The sequence below is a fragment of the Hymenobacter gelipurpurascens genome (assembly GCF_900187375.1).
GTDB classification, from domain to species: domain Bacteria; phylum Bacteroidota; class Bacteroidia; order Cytophagales; family Hymenobacteraceae; genus Hymenobacter; species Hymenobacter gelipurpurascens.
This window is the reverse complement of sequence record NZ_FYEW01000001.1, coordinates 1,167,411-1,185,163: the sequence shown is the minus strand read 5'-3', so window position 1 is coordinate 1,185,163 and position 17,753 is coordinate 1,167,411. Positions and strand designations below refer to the sequence as shown.

The 17,753-nt window shown below is 57.1% G+C and carries 14 protein-coding genes; 4 read left to right on the top strand and 10 right to left on the bottom strand.

Annotation, left to right across the window (positions count from 1 at the left end):
* Positions 1–35 precede the first annotated feature (35 nt).
* Positions 36–2,591: a TonB-dependent receptor domain-containing protein gene (locus CFT68_RS05010; RefSeq protein WP_088843678.1), complete on the top strand. Its 2,556-nt coding sequence runs from the start codon at positions 36–38 to the stop codon at positions 2,589–2,591.
* Positions 2,592–2,695: 104 nt separating this feature from the next.
* On the opposite strand, the gene CFT68_RS05005 is transcribed toward CFT68_RS05010, so the two are convergent.
* From CFT68_RS05005 to CFT68_RS04995, 3 genes are all read right to left on the bottom strand, one after another.
* Complete coding sequence (locus CFT68_RS05005; protein WP_088842304.1) at positions 2,696–2,908, bottom strand: hypothetical protein; 213 nt, start codon at positions 2,906–2,908, stop codon at positions 2,696–2,698.
* 89 nt (positions 2,909–2,997) lie between these two features.
* Complete coding sequence (locus CFT68_RS05000) at positions 2,998–4,410, bottom strand: dihydrolipoamide acetyltransferase family protein (RefSeq protein WP_088842303.1); 1,413 nt, start codon at positions 4,408–4,410, stop codon at positions 2,998–3,000.
* A gap of 191 nt (positions 4,411–4,601) precedes the next feature.
* Positions 4,602–5,855 (bottom strand): competence/damage-inducible protein A, encoded by a 1,254-nt coding sequence (locus CFT68_RS04995; protein ID WP_088842302.1) that lies wholly within the window; start codon positions 5,853–5,855, stop codon positions 4,602–4,604.
* Positions 5,856–5,954: 99 nt separating this feature from the next.
* Between CFT68_RS04995 and CFT68_RS04990 the strand changes: the two genes are divergently transcribed.
* Positions 5,955–6,788: a DUF4197 domain-containing protein gene (locus CFT68_RS04990; RefSeq protein WP_088842301.1), complete on the top strand. Its 834-nt coding sequence runs from the start codon at positions 5,955–5,957 to the stop codon at positions 6,786–6,788.
* Positions 6,789–7,011: 223 nt separating this feature from the next.
* Positions 7,012–7,764, top strand: a complete 753-nt coding sequence (locus CFT68_RS04985; RefSeq protein WP_088842300.1) for a DUF4197 domain-containing protein — start codon at positions 7,012–7,014, stop codon at positions 7,762–7,764.
* Positions 7,765–7,850: 86 nt separating this feature from the next.
* Here the strand turns inward: CFT68_RS04985 and CFT68_RS04980 are convergent, their stop codons facing one another.
* The 7 genes from CFT68_RS04980 to CFT68_RS04950 form a co-directional block, all read right to left on the bottom strand.
* Positions 7,851–8,213, bottom strand: coding sequence for a hypothetical protein (locus CFT68_RS04980; RefSeq protein ID WP_088842299.1), 363 nt, complete (start codon positions 8,211–8,213; stop codon positions 7,851–7,853).
* A gap of 247 nt (positions 8,214–8,460) precedes the next feature.
* Positions 8,461–9,093 (bottom strand): ABC transporter ATP-binding protein, encoded by a 633-nt coding sequence (locus CFT68_RS04975; RefSeq protein ID WP_088842298.1) that lies wholly within the window; start codon positions 9,091–9,093, stop codon positions 8,461–8,463.
* Between the two features lie 109 nt (positions 9,094–9,202).
* Positions 9,203–10,003: an acyl-ACP--UDP-N-acetylglucosamine O-acyltransferase gene (lpxA, locus tag CFT68_RS04970; protein WP_088842297.1), complete on the bottom strand. Its 801-nt coding sequence runs from the start codon at positions 10,001–10,003 to the stop codon at positions 9,203–9,205.
* An 82-nt stretch (positions 10,004–10,085) separates the two neighbouring features.
* Positions 10,086–11,480, bottom strand: coding sequence for a bifunctional UDP-3-O-[3-hydroxymyristoyl] N-acetylglucosamine deacetylase/3-hydroxyacyl-ACP dehydratase (locus tag CFT68_RS04965; protein WP_088842296.1), 1,395 nt, complete (start codon positions 11,478–11,480; stop codon positions 10,086–10,088).
* 117 nt (positions 11,481–11,597) lie between these two features.
* The gene (gene lpxD, locus CFT68_RS04960) at positions 11,598–12,638 is read right to left on the bottom strand and encodes a UDP-3-O-(3-hydroxymyristoyl)glucosamine N-acyltransferase (protein ID WP_088842295.1); all 1,041 of its coding nucleotides are present in this window, start codon (positions 12,636–12,638) and stop codon (positions 11,598–11,600) included.
* A gap of 21 nt (positions 12,639–12,659) precedes the next feature.
* Complete coding sequence (locus CFT68_RS04955; protein ID WP_141106455.1) at positions 12,660–14,459, bottom strand: hypothetical protein; 1,800 nt, start codon at positions 14,457–14,459, stop codon at positions 12,660–12,662.
* A gap of 79 nt (positions 14,460–14,538) precedes the next feature.
* A complete protein-coding gene (locus tag CFT68_RS04950; RefSeq protein ID WP_088842293.1) occupies positions 14,539–15,768 on the bottom strand; it encodes an HD domain-containing protein in 1,230 nt (409 codons plus the stop codon).
* Between the two features lie 387 nt (positions 15,769–16,155).
* Here CFT68_RS04950 and porX point away from each other — a divergent pair, with 387 nt between their 5' ends.
* Positions 16,156–17,721 carry a T9SS response regulator signal transducer PorX gene (porX, locus tag CFT68_RS04945; RefSeq protein WP_088842292.1) on the top strand — a complete coding sequence of 522 codons (1,566 nt, stop codon included), beginning with the start codon at positions 16,156–16,158 and terminating at the stop codon, positions 17,719–17,721.
* Positions 17,722–17,753 lie beyond the last annotated feature (32 nt).

The window sequence follows — 17,753 nt, the reverse complement described above, 5'->3', positions numbered from 1 at the left end:
CGGCTTACCGGATGCTGGTATTCCCCTCTTACTACATGAAAAAGCTTTTCCTTCTTATTCTTCTCACAAGCGGCGGGCATGCCGTTTTGGCCCAAATGCCCACGGGCGAGCGGCCCGCCGGGGCTGGTAGGCCAGGTGGCGGTGCGCCACAAGGCCAGGCGCCCGCGCCGCAATCGGGTAGTGGCCGCGTAACAGGCACCATCGTGGATGCCGGTACGAAACAACCGGTGCCCTACGCCACCATTGCCCTGCTCAACCCCACCACCGGCAAGCCCGTGGATGGCACCGCCGCCGACGATAACGGTAAATTCAGCATTCCGCGCGTGCCCGCCGGTACTTATACCGTGCAGGTAACCTTCATTGGCTACAAGCTGGTGGAGAAGCCGGGCGTGGTCATCACGGAAGATGGCAACACGGTAGCGCTCGGGGCTATTTCGCTGGAATCGACGGCGCAGGCGCTGGGCGAAGTGAAGGTAGAAGGCCAGCGCAGCCTGATTGAGGAGAAGGTGGACCGCACCGTCTATAACGCCGAGAAGGACGAAACCACCCGCGGCGGCGACGCTACTGACGTGCTCAAGCGTGTTCCCTCGCTCTCCGTTGACCTGGATGGCAACGTGAGCCTGCGCGGTAGCTCCAATATTCGGGTACTCATCAACAACCGGCCTAGCACCATCTCGGCGGGTAGCATTGCCGATGCGCTAAAGCAGATTCCGGCGGATCAGATTAAGTCCGTGGAAGTTATTACCTCGCCCTCGGCGAAGTACGACGCGGAAGGCTCGGGCGGTATCATCAACATTGTCACCAAGCAGAACAACCTGCAGGGCTTCACGCTGGATGCCCGCGGAAGCGGTGGCCTACGCAGCGCCGACCTCGGCCTGAACGCGGCCTACCGTACCGGCAAAATGGGCTTCTCGCTGGGTGGCGGCGGCCGGGCGCAATACAATACGCCAGGCAGCTTCACCAACAACCAGCGCACCTACGACCTCAACCGGAACCTGCTCAGCACCACTACGCAGAGCGCCGATACGCGCAACGAAAACCTGTTTGGGCGCTACACGCTGGGCTGGGATTACGATATCAACAAGTACAACTTCCTCTCGGCCTCGGTGCAGCTGGGTGTGCGCAATGGCAACAGCTACCAGGATGGCCTACGCGCCAACACCGTGCGCACCGATGGCAGCGTCATCAACAGCCTACGTGACGTGACGGTGCTGGACCGCTCCAACACCCTCGACGCTACCCTGAACTACACGCGCACCTTCGAGACGCCCCAGCGCGAGCTCAGCCTGCTAGGCCAGTTCAGCCGCAACAACCGCACGAACGACTTCACCAACGACATTCGGGAAGGGTTGCAGGCGGGCAGCCAGCTGCGCAATGAGAACGACAGCTACAACCAGGAAATCACGGTGCAAGCTGATTATCAGACGCCCTTGAGCAAAACCCAGCTACTGGAGTTTGGCGCCAAGGACATCATGCGCGAGGTGAACAGCAACTATGTTTCCTTGCGTAATGGGCAGATCGACAATCAGGTGGGCAATTCCAACGTGTTCACTTATAACCAGAATGTGGCGGCAGGCTACGCGGCCTACACGCTGGGCTTCCTGAAAAGCTACACCCTGAAAGCCGGGGCACGCTACGAGTACACGACCATCGACGCCAAGTTCCAGAACGCGGATAATGTGTCGATTCCATCGTACGGCGTGCTGGTGCCGAGCGTGAACCTGTCGCGCAAGCTCACCAACGGCAACACGCTGAAAGCGGCCTATAACCGCCGGATTCAGCGCCCATCACTGCAATTCCTGAACCCCAACCGTCAAGCGCCCAACCCGCTGAACGCCACGCAGGGTAACCCAGAACTGCAGCCCGAATACACCAACAACTACGAGCTGGGCTACAACACCTTCATCAAGCAAACCTCGCTCAACTTCACGGCCTTCGCGCGCAACACCACCGGCTCCATTCAGCCTTTCCGGACGGTAAGCGGTGATACCATTACCACCACGTATCGGAACATCGGGGAGGAAAACGCGTATGGCGGCAGCATCTTCGCTAACGTCAACCTCAACAACAAGCTCACCGTTGGCGGCGGCACGGATATCTATTACGCCATGCTGAATAACGGCCTGAGCGATGTTCGTTTTGCGGCTAAGAACGAAGGCCTAGTGGTCAGTGGCCGCTTAATGGGCGGCTATACCTTCACGAAAGGATGGGGTCTGCAGTTCTTTAGCTTCTACCGGGGCCGTCAGGTGCAGCTGCAGGGCTATCAGGGCGGTTTCGGGGTGTACAGCCTGGGCTTTAAGAAAGACTTCGCGGAGAAGAAGGGCAGCTTCGGCTTCGGCGCCGATAACTTCTTTACGCCCACCAACAAGATCCGCAGCGAAATCAGCTCCTACACGCTCGACCAGAGCAGCGTGAACGTGGTGCGCCGCATTGGTTTCCGCTTCAACATGAGCTACCGCATCGGTAAGATGAGCATGACACAGCCCAAGCGTAAGCGCTCCGTTAACAACGACGACCTGAAAGACGGCGGCGACGGTGGCAATGGCGCCGGCGCTACGCCCGCCCAGGGAACCAGCGGCGGCCGTCCGTAGTTGAAACTGGCCTAGCAACAAGAAGGGCGCATTCTCCGCGGAGAATGCGCCCTTCTTGTTGCTAGGCCACGCTATTTAGTGCTGTAATGTAGCTTAGTCGTTACCTACTCGCCGCTAATCACGCGCAGGCTGTCCGGCACGGGGCCACGCGTTGCTTCTACCAGCTGGTTCTGCAACTGGAAATTGACTTTCTCACAGTCGCTGAAGCGGCGCTCAGAGCGTACTAGGGCTTGCTCAGTTGTGCGCAGCTGCTGGTAGAGGAACAGAATGAGGCCTAGCGCAATGAGTAGGGCCACCAGGGGCAGAGCTTTATTCATGGTAGAAGCGGGCAAAGGAAAAAGGAGAGGGTTGATAGCTAGGCCACTGCTGGCTTAGCTATCAACCCTCTTCACTGTTTATTGAATGACTAGATGGTCGTGTTGGGGTCGAACTGCTCTAGGTAGTCGGCCACGCGGCGCACGAACATGCCCCCCAGCGAGCCATCTACCACGCGGTGGTCGTAGCTATGCGAGAGGAACATGAAGTGGCGCACGCCAATCAGGTCGCCCTGGGGCGTCTCAATTACGGCGGGCTTCTTCTTGATAGCGCCCACAGCCATAATAGCTACCTGTGGCTGCATGATGATGGGCGTACCCATCACGTTGCCGAAAGAACCCACGTTGGACACGGTGTAGGTGCCGCCTTCCAGGTCTTCGGGTTTCAGCTTGTTGGTACGGGCGCGGTTGGCCAGATCATTCAGCTTTTTGCTCAGGCCATTAAGGTTGAGCTGATCGGCGTTGTGAATAACGGGCACAATGAGGTTGCCGGAAGGCAAGGCCACAGCCACACCTACGTTAATATCGCGCTTCTTGATGATGTAGTCGCCCTCAATGGAAACGTTGATCATCGGGAAATCCTGAATGGCGCGCGCAATGGCCTGAATGAAGATGGGCGTGAAGGTGAGGTTTTCGCCTTCGCGCTTCTTGTAGGCATCCTTGTGCTTGTTGCGCCAGTTCACGATGTCGGTCACATCAGCCTCCACAAACGAGGTAACGTGGGGAGAAATCTTCTTGGAGTCGACCATGCGCTGGGCAATCATCTTGCGCATACGATCCATCTCAATCAACTCCTGGTTGCCGCTGATAGAAGGCACAGCTTTGGTAGCCGGAGCAGCAGATGCCGCCGATGCAGCAGTCTGTGGTGTGGCCGCTGGCTGCGGGGTAGCAGGAGCGGCCTGGGGGGCAGGAGCCTGAGGCTGCGCTACGGCCGCTGGGGATGCCGCCGACTGGCCTAGGGGCTGCTTGCCGCCGGCTACATAATCCAGAATGTCTTTCTTCGTAACGCGGCCTTCGCTGCCAGTGCCGGGCAGGTATTCCAGGTCAGCCATCGAAATGCCTTCCTCGCGGGCAATGCTCAGCACCAGCGGCGAGTAGAAGCGGCCCGTTTGGGGCTGTGCGGCACCAGCCGTAGCAGGAGCTGCCTGAGCGGTGGCCACGGCCGGTACATACGGAACTTCAGCGGCTGGCTTCTCAGCACCATTGATGGAAGGAGCTCCTTCAGCAGCAGCAGCGGCCGGAGCCGGAGTGCCCGCGCTGGCGGCATCGGTCTCAATAACGGCAATAGGAGCGCCTACGGCTACAACCTGGCCTTCCTGCACCAGAATCTCCTGCAATACGCCGGCGTGGAGAGCAGGTACTTCGGTATCTACCTTATCGGTAGCTACTTCCAGTACTGATTCGTCCTGCTCAATGGGGTCGCCTACTTGTTTGAGCCATTTCAGAACGGTGCCTTCCATGATGGATTCGCCCATCTTGGGCATCGTCATTTCCACTCGTGCCATGCGGTTGGTAGGGGGTGTTAGGGGGATGGTGGGTAGTTGAAGGTCTGATATTCGCTGTAGCTGCCCGCGTAGCTTGGGTGGGTGTACGAGCCGAAAAGCAGGCCAAAGGTAGCTGTTGTGTCCGGAATCACAGATAATCCTGTTCCGCGGGCCGCCGACTTACTTTGCCGACACCTAAGCGGGCAACTGGCCTAGGCCACGGGCAAACTCAGCCGCAGCAGATTCAGGACGGCCGTGGAGGTGTATTCTACGTTAAGCTGGCGGCCGCGGTCGAAGCTGAACTGCCGGCTGACGGTCTGGTGCTTGTCGGCGTAGGCGATGCAGATGGTGCCTACGGGCTTGGTAGCGGTGCCCCCATCTGGGCCGGCAATGCCGCTGGTGGCAATGGCTACATCTACCCCCAGGTGCTGACGCAAGCCTTCGGCCATTTCGCGCACGGTGGCTTCACTCACGGCGCCATGCGCCTGCAGAGTTTCGGGCTTCACGCCCAGCTGCTGCACTTTCACCTCGTTGCTATAGGCCACTACACTGCCCCGGAAATAGGCCGAGCTGCCCGCCACGCTGGTGAGGCGGTAGGCCACATAGCCACCGGTGCAGCTTTCAGCGGTGCCCACCGTGAGGCCGCGTTCCTGCAGCAACTGGCCTACGGCCTGCTCCAGCGGGATTTCACCCACGGCAAAAATTACCTCGCCGAGCTGCTCGCGGAGTGCTGGTAGCAGGGCTTCCATGCGGCCGCGCAAATCGGGCTGCCCATCGGCGTAGCCGGAAAGGCGCAGGCGCACGCCACCCAGAGAGGGTAGGTAGGCCAGTTTGAAGTTTTCGGGCAGGGCGTTTTCCCAGTCAGCAATTTTCTCTGCCAAATACGATTCGCCCAGGCCTACTGTCTGCACTACCAGGTGCTCAATGGGGGGCGTCTGGAAGTGCTGCTGCAGGCGCGGCAGCACCTCGTCTTTCATCAGCCCTTTCATCTCGAAGGGCACGCCTGGCATACTCACGAATACGGTGCCCTGGTCCTCAAACCACATGCCCGGTGCGGTGCCCAGCGCGTTGTGCAGCACCGTGCAATTAGCTGGAACCATGGCCTGCTGGCGGTTTACCTCCAGCATAGGCCGCTTGTAGCGCGCAAAAATTCCTTCTACATGCTGCAATGTAGGCTCATGCATCACCAGCTCGGCGCCGAAGTAGCGGGCCAGTACGTGCTTGGTCAGGTCATCTTTAGTGGGGCCTAGGCCACCAGTCATCAGGATTACATCGGCGCGTTGCCGGGCCAGGTCTAGGGCTGCTACAATTTCATCGGCGCGGTCTGATACGCTGGTAATCTGGCGCACGCGCAGGCCCAGTTTGCCCAACTCCTGGCCCATGAAGGCCGAGTTGGTGTCGATAACCTGCCCGTAGAGCAGTTCGTCGCCAATGGTCATGATTTCAACGACGGGGAGAGTCGGCATGAGGAAGTAGGTTAGGATGGGGGCTGGATTTGGCGCAATATTGGCCTCTCAACGCAGAAGACCGCCACTCCGGCCGTCAGGTTTTACGTCTTTTTCTAAATGACCCCGTTTCGCACGTTTGCGCTTGGCCTCGGCCTGGCCCTCGCCACTACGCAGTTGAGCCAAGCTCAGACCAAAACCACCGCCAAAAAAACGGCTACCACCACGAAAAAAACCACGACTTCGGCGGCAAAAAAGACCACGCCCGCCAAGAAGACGACAACAGCCAAGACCACTGCGAAAGCGAAAGTGGTGGCACCCGTCGTAGCAGTTCCGGTAGTTGCGCCGCTCACGGCAGACGAGGCAACCACTGGCCTACGCGCCGCCCTGACGCAAGGCGTCACCCGAGCCATAGAGCTGGGTGGCTCGCCCGAAGGCTTCAACTCTGATGCCGATATCCGCATTCCGTTTCCGCCCGAGGCGCAACTAGTAGCCACTACGCTGCGTGGCCTACGGCTTGGCGCTCTAGTAGATAACTTTGAAATAGCCCTCAACCATAGCGCCGAAACGGCATCTGCCCAGGCTAAGCCTATTTTCCTGGGGGCGGTACAAAACCTGAATATTCAAGATGCGCTGACGCTGGCTGCATCGCGCCAGCCTGATGCCGCTACGCAACTGCTGCGCTCCGGTACGGAAGAGCAGCTTCGTGCTACGTTGCAGCCCATTGTGAAGCAGGCACTCGACCAAACGGGGGCCACCCGGCTCTACGCTGAAATGGTGAACCGCTACAACAAGATTCCGCTCATGACGCCGATCAACGCGGAGCTAACGCCCTACGCTACCCAGCAAACCGTGAATGGCCTGTTTACCTTGGTAGCCGAGGAAGAAGGGCGGATCCGATTGCGCCCGGCCGCTCGTGGTACCGAGATATTAAAGAACGTCTTTGGCCGATAAAGCAGCGGGCTACACGATAATGGGTTTCCAATATAGGGCCGGGTGGCAAGTAGCTGCTTGCAGTAGCCTCTTTTAATAGGTAGAAGTATAAGGCAAAAGGGCTCTGTTACTTATCCGGCTACTTTCTCTGGCCCAAGCTCATCGGGGCAATTTGGTCCGGTTTGTGCAAAAGTGAGGAGTGGCCTAGGAGGTCTGTTTCTTGCTTTGGCTTTTCTCGATTCTCATGAAAAAGATACGTTTTACTTTCCTGTTGCTGGCCTCCCTGGGGCTGCACACCGCCGCCTCGGCTCAGTTGTTCAAACTCCCGAAGCTCGGCAACATCAAGCTGCCTCAGCCTACCACTACCAAAACCGGCACTTCCACCGGCGGCCTGACCAACACAGAAGCAGCCAATGGCCTGAAGGAGGCACTGGTGCAGGGCATCAGCAAAGGTGCCGACCAAGCTTCTAAGCAGGATGGCTTCAACCTCAACCGACTTATCCGGATTCCTTTCCCGCCGGATGCGCAGCGCGTAGCCAATACGCTCCGCTCCATCGGGCTGGGCAGCCAGGTAGATAAGTTTGAGCTGACGCTGAACCGTGGCGCTGAAGATGCGGCCAAAAGCGCCAAGCCGATTTTTATTGCGGCCATCAAGAGTCTCACCTTCAGCGACGTGTGGGGTATCCTGACGGGCCAGAAGGATGCGGCCACTAACTACCTCAAGCGCACGACTACTCAGCAGCTTACGGTAGCGTTTCAGCCCATCATTCAGCAAAGCCTCGATAAAGTGGGCGCCACCCGCTACTACACCGACCTCACCACGCGCTACAACAAGATTCCGCTCGTGACGCCCGTGCAAACCGATCTGAACCAGTACGCCACCGGCAAAGCCATTGACGGCCTGTTCACGCTCATTGCCCAGGAAGAAGCTAACATCCGCGAGAACCCCGTGGCCCGCACCACGGATCTGCTCAAACGCGTATTCGGCCGGAAATAAACCTACTGCCTTCGCCTAAACTGTAGGCCACTAAAAAGCCCCGCTGGATATTCCAGCGGGGCTTTTTAGTGGCCTAGGGCCAGCTGTTAATAATCGTCGTAGTCGGAGTTGCGGCCGCTGTTGCGCGAGCTGCCGGAGCTACCGTATTCGTCGCTGTCGTCGTCGGATAGGGTATCGTCATCCAGGTCGTCGAGGGAGCTGAAGCCGCTGCCGCCGTCCGGGTCTTCCACGGCATCGGCAATGGTAAACTCTTCTTCCGTCATGTTGGCCAGGTCCAGGGCTTCGTCGTGCGAAGAGCCGGTATCGCGCCACATCAGGTAGTCGGCGTATTTAGCGGAAAGCTGATCTTCGGAATTGCCGCGGGTTTTGCTGCCGCCGGTTTTCGCGAAGGTATCCAACTCGTCTTCATCGTCGAGGAAGTCGTCGTCGAGGTCGTCGTATTGTTTCATGGCCTTGTCAGGGCGTAAAGGTGAAAGAATTCAGATGGAGGAAACGAGCAAACGTTTCGGCTGCGAAGATACGTGCCCCAAGGTTGAAATAGTTATGGATAAGCTTCTCTCAAACCAGACAAAAGTGCTTCTGGGCTGTAATCAGGCACTTCTAAGCGTCAGATTTTTCCCTTAAACGTAGTGCAGGGTATCCAATGACTATGGTTTCTGACTTTATTGAATATACAAAAGCCACCAGAACAACCGGTCACCGAGCCGCTTTTGCTCCAAAATCTGTGATCTGCAATTGCTCTTGGCAGAAGGCATATTCCTCCGGCACGTTGCTCGATACCAGTACGGTGCGACCCTCCAATGTGGCGCGTACATGCTCCAGATACCACTCCACGCCAGTCCTGTCGAGGTTGGTGGTAGGCTCATCAAGCAGGAGCAAGGGCGCCTCTGCGTAGAGGGCCAGAGCCAGCTTCAGGCGCTGCTTCATGCCCGAGGAAAAGTCGCGCACCAGTTTATGCTGAGACTTTTCAAGGTACATTAGGCTGATGAGCTTTTCGGAGGTGATACCGGGCCGCAGGGGCTTGAAACGGGTATGAAACTGCAGCATCTCCAGGAGGGTCAGCTCCTCAATCAGCTCCAGGTAAGGAGCCGCGTAGGCCAGGTAAGCCGGCACGTTTTCTACGGCCACCTCTGAGCCCTGATGGGTGTAGGCCAGTATACCTTCTGAAGGAAGCAGTTGGCCCGACAACGTGTTAAGCAACGTGCTTTTACCCGCGCCATTCGGGCCTAGTATGGCCGTAGCGGTGCCGGGCTGAAAGACGTGACTGAGACCCCGGAAAATCCATTCACGGGCAAAACGCTTACTCAGCCCGGTGGCCGTTAGCTGCATGGATACAAGAACTTAGATGCCATAAATTGTGAGGCCAGAAAGTAAGAAGTGGCCTAGCGACTTCATCCGCTAGGCCACTTCTTATAAGACAAACAACGACTGAAAGGAATTACTCAATCCCGCCGTTTCCGCCGCGCGAGTACCCTTTAATGACGCCGCGGCCCGAGTTTCGGATGAAATTCACCACCTCATCGCGCTCGGGTGAGGGCGAAAGCTCCAGCTCAATCTGGTCGAGAGCAGCGGCGTTGTTGAGGCCGCTCAGGAACAAGAGGCGGTAGAGCTGCTGAATTTCGGCAATCTTCTGATCGGAGAAACCACGGCGGCGTAAGCCTATGCTGTTGATGCCCGAGTAAGTGAGAGGCTCACGCCCTGCTTTCACGAACGGCGGCACATCCTTACGAATCAGGGAGCCGCCCGAAATCATGGCATGCTGCCCGATGCGTACAAACTGGTGCACCGCTGAGGAGCCTCCCACAATGGCATAGTCCCCAATTTCAACGTGGCCTGCTACCTGCACCGTGTTGGCCAGAATGCAATGGTCGCCGATGATGCAGTCGTGCGCAATATGCACGTAGGCCATGAGCAGGCAATTGGCGCCTACCACCGTCTTCTGCCGGTCTACAGTACCACGGTTCACCGTCACGCACTCCCGAATGACCGTATTATCACCGATGTGAGCCGTCGTTTTCTCGCCGGCAAACTTGAGGTCCTGCGGGGTTGCGGAAATAACGGCACCCGGGAAAATTTTGCAGTTACGGCCGATGCGCGCACCGGACATAATGGTCACGTTGGGGCCAATCCAGGTGCCTTCCCCGATTTCAACGTCCTTATCAATGGTCGTGAAGGGCTCTACTACTACGTTTTGCGCAATCTTAGCCTCGGGGTGGATGTAGGCGAGTGGCTGGTTCATTCGAATTCTGTTAACAAGTAGCAACAAACAAGGAGCAGAGGAGGCATTTAGTACAGCTCATCCTGCCTTGTCTATTGAGATACTAAGCGTCTTTCCGGACAATGCTGGCCGACATTTCGGCTTCCATCACCACCTTCCCGTTCACGTAGGCCTTGCCGCTCATTTTGGCAATGCCACGCTTCACAGGAGCGGTCAGGATGCACTTGAAAATGATGGTATCGCCAGGAATTACCTTACGGCGGAACCGACAGTTTTCAATGCCCAGGAAATAGGTCCAGTAGTTTTCGGGGTCGGGTACGGTGTTCAGTACCAAAATCCCGCCAGTTTGGGCCATAGCCTCAATCTGCATCACGCCGGGCATCACGGGGTTGCCGGGGAAGTGGCCCTGGAAGAAGGGCTCGTTCATCGTCACGTTCTTCACGCCCGTTACCGTGTGGGCATCGAGGTGAATAATCTTGTCGATGAGCAGGAACGGGTAGCGGTGGGGCAGGGTGGCGGCAATCTGGTTGATGTCCATCACAGGCTGCCGGGCCGGGTCGTACGTCGGGATGGGGCTGCTGTCGGCCTCCATCATCCTTTTCTTAATGCGCTTAGCGAAGGCTACGTTGGCAGCATGGCCGGGGCGGGCCGCCAGAATCTGGCCTTTCAGGGGGCGGCCTACGAGGGCCAGGTCGCCTACCAGATCAAGCAGTTTGTGGCGGGCGGGCTCGTTTTTGTGGCGCAGGTCCACGTTGTTGAGAATGCCTTCCTTCTTTACGGCTACTTTGGGCTTGCCCAGCATGGTGGCCAGGTCGCTCAGCTCGTCTTCGCTCACTACGCGGTCAACTACCACAATAGCGTTGCTCAAGTCGCCGCCTTTAATGAGGTTTTGCTTGTAGAGCGCCTCTAGCTCGTGCAGGAAGCAGAACGTGCGCGACGAAGCAATTTCCGATTCAAACTGCGAAATATCCGTCAGGGACGCGTGCTGCGAGCCGAGCACGGGCGAGTTGTAGTCGACCATTACCGTCAGGCGGTAGCTATCAAGCGGCAGGCCGGCAATTTCTACGGCCCGCGCATTGTCTACGTACCGAATTTCGTCGGGAATCTCGAAGTAGTTGCGCAGTGCATTTTGCTCTTCTAGGCCAGCTTCACGCAGCGGCTTGATGAACTCGTAGCTGGAACCATCCATGATGGGCGGCTCGGGGCCATCCAACTGAATCAGCACATTGTCAATCTGGAGGCCTACCAACGCGGCCAGCGTGTGCTCTACTGTATTTACACGGGCGCCGTTTTGCTCAATAGTAGTGCCGCGTGAAAGGTCCACTACGTTGTCTACGTCGGCATCCACAATGGGCTGGCCGGGCAAATCGATGCGCTGAAACTTGTAGCCGTGGCCTACGGGAGCGGGGCAGAACGTCATGGTGGCCTGCACGCCGGTATGAAGGCCGATGCCACTCACGGTGACGGGGGCCTTGATGGTATGTTGCTTATCGTTCATTGAGAGAAGCTAGGAGCAAGGAGCTAGAAGCTAGAAGGAAAAGTGAAGAAAAGGAGATAGGAAAGCGGAGCCTTCCGGCTCCTAGCTTCTAACTCCTAACTCCTTCGAAGCGCAAAGCTAGGACTTTTCCGCTTGAGCCTGCTTACGTGCTAGCTCATCTAGGCGGCGCTCCAGTTCGGGAAGCCTACGGAAGATAGCATTGGCCCGCAAACTATCCCGCAGATTGAAGGCCGGGGAGCCCTGCAGGAACACGCCTTCCTCCTTAATGGACTTGCCCACACCCGACTGCGCCGTGACGGTGGTGCGGTTGGTGAGCGTAAGGTGACCGGCAATACCCGTCTGGCCGGCCAGCACGCAGAAGTCGCCTATTTTGGTGGAACCCGAAATGCCAGTCTGGGAAGCTACCACCGTATGGCGCCCAATTTCCACGTTGTGCGCAATCTGCACCAGGTTATCGACTTTGGCGCCCTCCCGAATGATGGTGGAACCCATCGTGGCGCAGTCGATGGTGGCATTGGCACCCACGCTCACATTGTCTTCCAGCACCACATTGCCGATTTGCGGAATCGTGCGGTAGGAGCCGTCGGGCTGGGGTGCGAAGCCGAAGCCGTCGGAGCCGATAACAGCGCCGGCATGCACCGTGCACCGTGCACCAATAACAGTTTCGGAGTAAATTTTTGCGCCGGCATACAGGATGGTACCGTCGCCAATTTTGCAACGGTCACCGATATATACGTGGGGGAAAATCACGACATCCTGGCCAATTTCGCAGTTCTCACCAATGTAAGAAAAGGCGCCGCGGTAGTGGTTTTCACCGATGCTGGAGCCTGTGCCCATGTAAGCGGGCTCCTCCACGCCGCGCTTGCCAGTGCGCGTAGCTTGCTGATAAAACTCCAGCAGCGTAGTAAAGCTGGTATAAGGGTCGTCGACCCGAATAAGAGCCGCATTGGTGGGGTGTTTCAACTCCAGGGTGCGGCTCACAATCACGGCGGAGGCGCCGGTAGAGTAGAGATGTGGTTCGTACTTAAGGTTGGCCAGAAAGGAGAGGGAGCCGGGCTGGGCTTCTTCAATCTTTGCCAGCCGGTCTATGCGCTGGGTGCTGTCCCCTTCGACTGCTCCGCGCAGTACTTCTGCTATCTGGCCTACGGTAAATTCCATCGGGCAAAAGTATATAATTATCTATTTCCCGACACGCGCTGCCGAGTTGGGCTGCGCGACGGGTGCCTGACCTGCACCATAAATGGTAACTCGGTCATCAGAATATACTGGGTGATATGCGCGGGTTAGCAGCCAAGGCGCAGGCTTAGGGGCGTTGTTCTCCCGGACCACAAAATCATATGGTGATTTCTGCGCCGAAGAAGCTTCAAATAACTCCAACGGGTAGCCCGTAGTAAGAGCATAATGGTGAAAATACAACTTGTGAAACGGTGCCTCAAAAAATACCTGACGGGGTTCTTGGGGCCTCAGCCACGCGTAGGCCTGTCGAAGTTGCTGATCAGCTCGTTGGGCATTCCACAGCGTATAGCGGAAGTGAGCGACCTGGTATACCCCGTATAGGCTCACTGCTAGGCCTATGCCTATACTAGCAAGCCGGTTAGAAACCCGTAGGCGCTGAAGAAGCAGGTCGCCGGCCAGGGCAACTGCCACAAAGAAGAAAAACACGGCATAGAGCAGCACGCGTGCCGGCGAGTACACCAGTTGCAACGGCATATACAGAAACGGCAGGAGCGTTAGGGCCAGAGCGGGCATCGCTACCCAACGCCAGCGGCGCGGCATGAACGGCAGCGCCACCAGCGCCGCTACCAGCAGCGCCAGAAAGCCGCCCACACTGAACCGCTCGTGCCCAAACAACTCGCGGGCAGGTTGGTGCAGATACAAGGCGTAGGATTGCCAAAATTCTGTCGGCGTCTGAGGCGCGATATAGTCGTTGGCTATCAGAAGCCGCATCCCCGAGATGCTGATAATGGGACTGTAGGCCAATAAGGTGCCGCCTGCAATAAGAACGGTTGCGCCTGCCAGAGTCAGGAGCTGACTTCCCTCACGGCGCCGAATAAATGTGCAGGCAATCCAGAGGCCAAGAGAAAAAAGCGGATAGATATACGTAGGAATAGTGTACATCCCAAGCACGCCCAGCACCACAAACGCCGCCCACGCCAACTGCTGATACCGCCGGGTGTGCAGCAGCGCCAGCGTGACGAAGAACTGGCCTAGCGCCAGCACAATCAGCAGAAAATAGCCGCGCCCGGCAATGGAGTAATACAGCGTGAAGGGCGACAAACAGAACAGGCCTACCGCCAGCGTAGCCACCCGGAAGTTCGCTAGGCGTACTAGTAAAGCGTAGGCCACTACTGTCCCGATGGAGCTGATGAGCAACGTGGGTAGCCGAAGTACCAGCACGTCGTGGCTCGTGAACCAGCTCACCACCCAGCAGCTGAGGCTGAAAAGAATATGGTTGTTGGGGATGGGGTAGAAGCTGGTAATAGCCACCGGCCCGCCCGAAATAAAGTAATCGTAGGTCGCAATTTCGTCGGTGCCCAAGGGGTACACCCGGAAATAGTACAGCCGCAGCGCCAGAATGCCCAGGAGCAGCACGCCCGCTATCAGCCACTCCAGCTTCGATAAGCTCCGCACCGACTGGACTACGCTGCCCACCGCAGCTTTCCCTTGCTGCCCTACCTGACGCAACTCAGCGAACAGGCGCCCATGACGAATCTGGTAGGCCACTATTGCTGCCGAAATAACTACTGTTCCCAACAGCCCAAACCGTAGTAGGGTTAGGCTGCGCGATGTAACAGCCAACACAAACTCCGGCATCTCGTTGCGCTGATAGATGGCGTGGCGCACTGCCTGCAAATCAGCTACTGATACGGTGCTGTACAACAGGCCTAGGCCACTGCTCAGTAGCAGGAAAAACAACGCCAGAAAGCCCAACGGAAACGCAGACGAGAGCGGGGTGGTACGCAGATTCGGGGAAGGCATGCGTTAGATAATACAGCCAAAAGTCAGGAAGAAAGCTGCCCACACGTTTGTGTAGGCCATTGCAGTGCGCGCAGATCGGCTACAAAATCTCCTTAGGGTAGCAGATGTAATGCTTTTCCACCCGCTGGCCTAAGGCCTTTATGTTGGGCAAATCGGAGGCCTCGGCTACGTTCACCACGCGGCCGCGCTTGGTGAGCACATCAATCGTATCCTGACCGTCGGCGTCGTAGGCGTTGTTGCTGATGCGACCCGCAATCATGAGTTGGGCGGCTTCGTCGTTGGGGAGTTGGAAGTGCTCGGCAATCAGCTCCACAATGCCCAGTTTGAATTCTTCCTCGAAGGGCTCGGCTTGGAGCGTAATCTTGAACAAGTGTCGGTCGAGGAGGCACTGGGCCAGGTAGTTCAGTACCTTGTCGGGGTGGTCGGCCCAGAGCTTCACGGCGCTCCAGACATCGGTATCATCGAGGCGGGTGAAGCGGCGCAGAATCTGGTCATCTTGCTCAAATTCTTGCTGCGTCACGTTGCGCGAGAGAAAGAAGTGCAGGTTGGGAGAAGAAGGCACCTCCACGCCGGCCCGCACCAGGTCGCGGGCGCGCTGCATAATCCGGATGACCATCTGCTCGGCACTGGTCACGGTTTTGTGCAGGTACACCTGCCAGTACATCAGGCGGCGGCTCACCAGGAAGTTCTCAATGCTATACACGGCCTTTTCCTCCAGCACCAGGCGCTCATCTACTACCGTCAGCATCTTGATGAGACGGTCGGCGCCGGGGCGGCCTTCCTGCACACCTGTATAGAAGGAGTCGCGGTTGAGGTAATCGAGCCGGTCCATGTCCAGCTGGCTGCTCACCAGCTGATGAAAAAATGGCCGGGAGTAGGTGCCCTCAAAGATTTTGATGGCCAAATCCAGTGCGCCATTGTGCTCGGCATTGAGCTTGCGCATCAGGTGTAGGCTCAGCTCTTCGTGGTGCACTTCATGGAAAATGCTGCGCTCAAGGGCGTGGGAGAGGGGGCCGTGCCCGATATCGTGCAGCAGAATGGCCGCCATGGCCGCTTCGCCCTCCTTGGCTGAAATCTTGATACCTTTGTCTTTGAGCGTGCGTAGCGCCAGCGTCATGAGGTGCATGGCGCCTAGCGCGTGGTGGAAGCGCGTATGTAGCGCCCCCGGATACACGAACATCGTGAGACCCAGCTGCTGAATGCGCCGCAGCCGCTGGAAATAGGAATGCTCGATTAGGTCGAACAGCAACTCGGTTGGAATCGTGACGAAGCCGTATACCGGGTCGTTGAAGATTTTCTTTTTGTTCATTGAAGGCAGTATCGCGAAGCACGGCTTCGAGGATCGGAGAGCAGTGGGTATTGGTAGAAAGTCTAGGCCTGTTGGACGATGAAACTCCGGTGTTGGTGCGTAGCACGCCCAAAGCTCGGAACCGAAACCAACTATTTTCGGCTTCTTTAAGGCGGAGTTAACGCCGAAATATCGGATTAGGATAATTTTTGAAAACCAAAAACTAGGGATTGGCAGTAAAGCTACTTACGAAACCTCATTTGCAACCTGCTTAGGCTTCTGCTGCTCTTCGGAGCACATGCGCCTCGCTGTGCCGATGAGTCGTATTTTTCCATCCCAATCCCGCGGCTGGGCCTCTCTAGGCCACTGCTGCCGGTTGTTTTCAAAGCGTAAACCTTTCCACACTATATGCAACGTTACAGCATCCTCTGGGCCGATGACGAAATCGACCTCCTGAAACCCCATATTCTCTTTCTGCAAGAAAAAGGCTACGACGTAACCGGCGTGAATTCCGGGGCCGACGCCATCGAGCAGATTCAGGAGCAGACCTACGACATCGTGTTCCTGGATGAAAATATGCCGGGCCTCACGGGCCTGGAAACCCTCACCGAAATTAAAGCTGCCCGGCCCACGGTGCCGGTGGTAATGATTACCAAGAGCGAGGAAGAGCACATTATGGAATCGGCCATCGGGGCCAAAATTGCCGATTACCTCATCAAGCCGGTAAACCCGAGCCAGATTCTGCTCTCAGTAAAGAAGGTGCTCGACAACAAGCGCTTGGTAAGCGAAGCCACGAACAGCGGCTACCAGCGCGACTTCCGCCAGCTCGGCATGCAGCTCTCCGACCGGCTCAGCCCCTCGGAGTGGGCCGACGTGTATAAGAAGCTGGTGTATTGGGAGCTAGAAATTGCCGAAACCGAAGGCAAGAGCATGGCCGACGTGTTCAACATGCAGAAGGATGAGGCCAACACCTACTTCGGCCGCTTCATCACGGAGAACTACGAAGATTGGGTGAACGGCGACGAGGAAGCCCCGCTCATGTCTCATCAGCTGTTCAAGGAACGCGTGTTCCCGCTGCTGAAGGAAACCGGCGACACGCCCGTGTACTTCCTGCTCATCGACAACCTACGCTACGACCAGTGGAAGGTGCTGGAGCCCATCATCGCCGAGATGTTCACGGTAGACTCGGAGGAGACCTACTACAGCATTCTGCCAACCACCACGGCCTACGCCCGTAATGCCATCTTCTCGGGCATGATGCCCGGCGAAATCCAGAAGAAATACCCCAACCTGTGGGTGTGGGACGACGACGACGAAGGCAAGAACATGCACGAAGCTGAGTTCATGGAAATCATGTTCCAGAAGGCCGGCCAGAAGCACAAGTTCAGCTACAACAAGGTGACTAACCTGCAGGCCGGCAAAGATTTGCTGAGCAAAATGTCGAACCTGCACAACAATTATAAGCTCAACGCCATCGTCTACAACTTCGTGGACATGCTCTCGCACGCTCGCACCGACATGGCCATGATTCGGGAGCTGGCCGCTGAGGAATCGGCGTACCGCAGCATCACCAAGTCGTGGTTCCTGCACTCGCCGCTGTATGAGATGCTGCAGGTGATTGCCGATAAAAAGGGCAAGCTCATCATCACCACCGACCACGGCACCATTCGGGTGAAGCGCCCCTACAAGATTGTGGGCGACCGGAACACGAATACCAACCTGCGCTACAAGCACGGCAAAAACCTAGGCTTCGATGACTCGCGCGATGTATACACCGTGCGCAAGCCAGAGCACATCTTCCTGCCCCGCGAGAACGTGAGCACGGCCTACGTCTTCACCGTCGGCGACTATTTCTTCGCCTACCCCAACAACTACAATTACTACGTGAACTACTATAAGGACACGTTCCAGCACGGCGGCATCTCCCTGGAGGAGTGCATCATTCCGTACGTCACGCTAAGCCCCAAAGGATAGGCCTAGACTAACCAATTCTGCATAAACAAAAG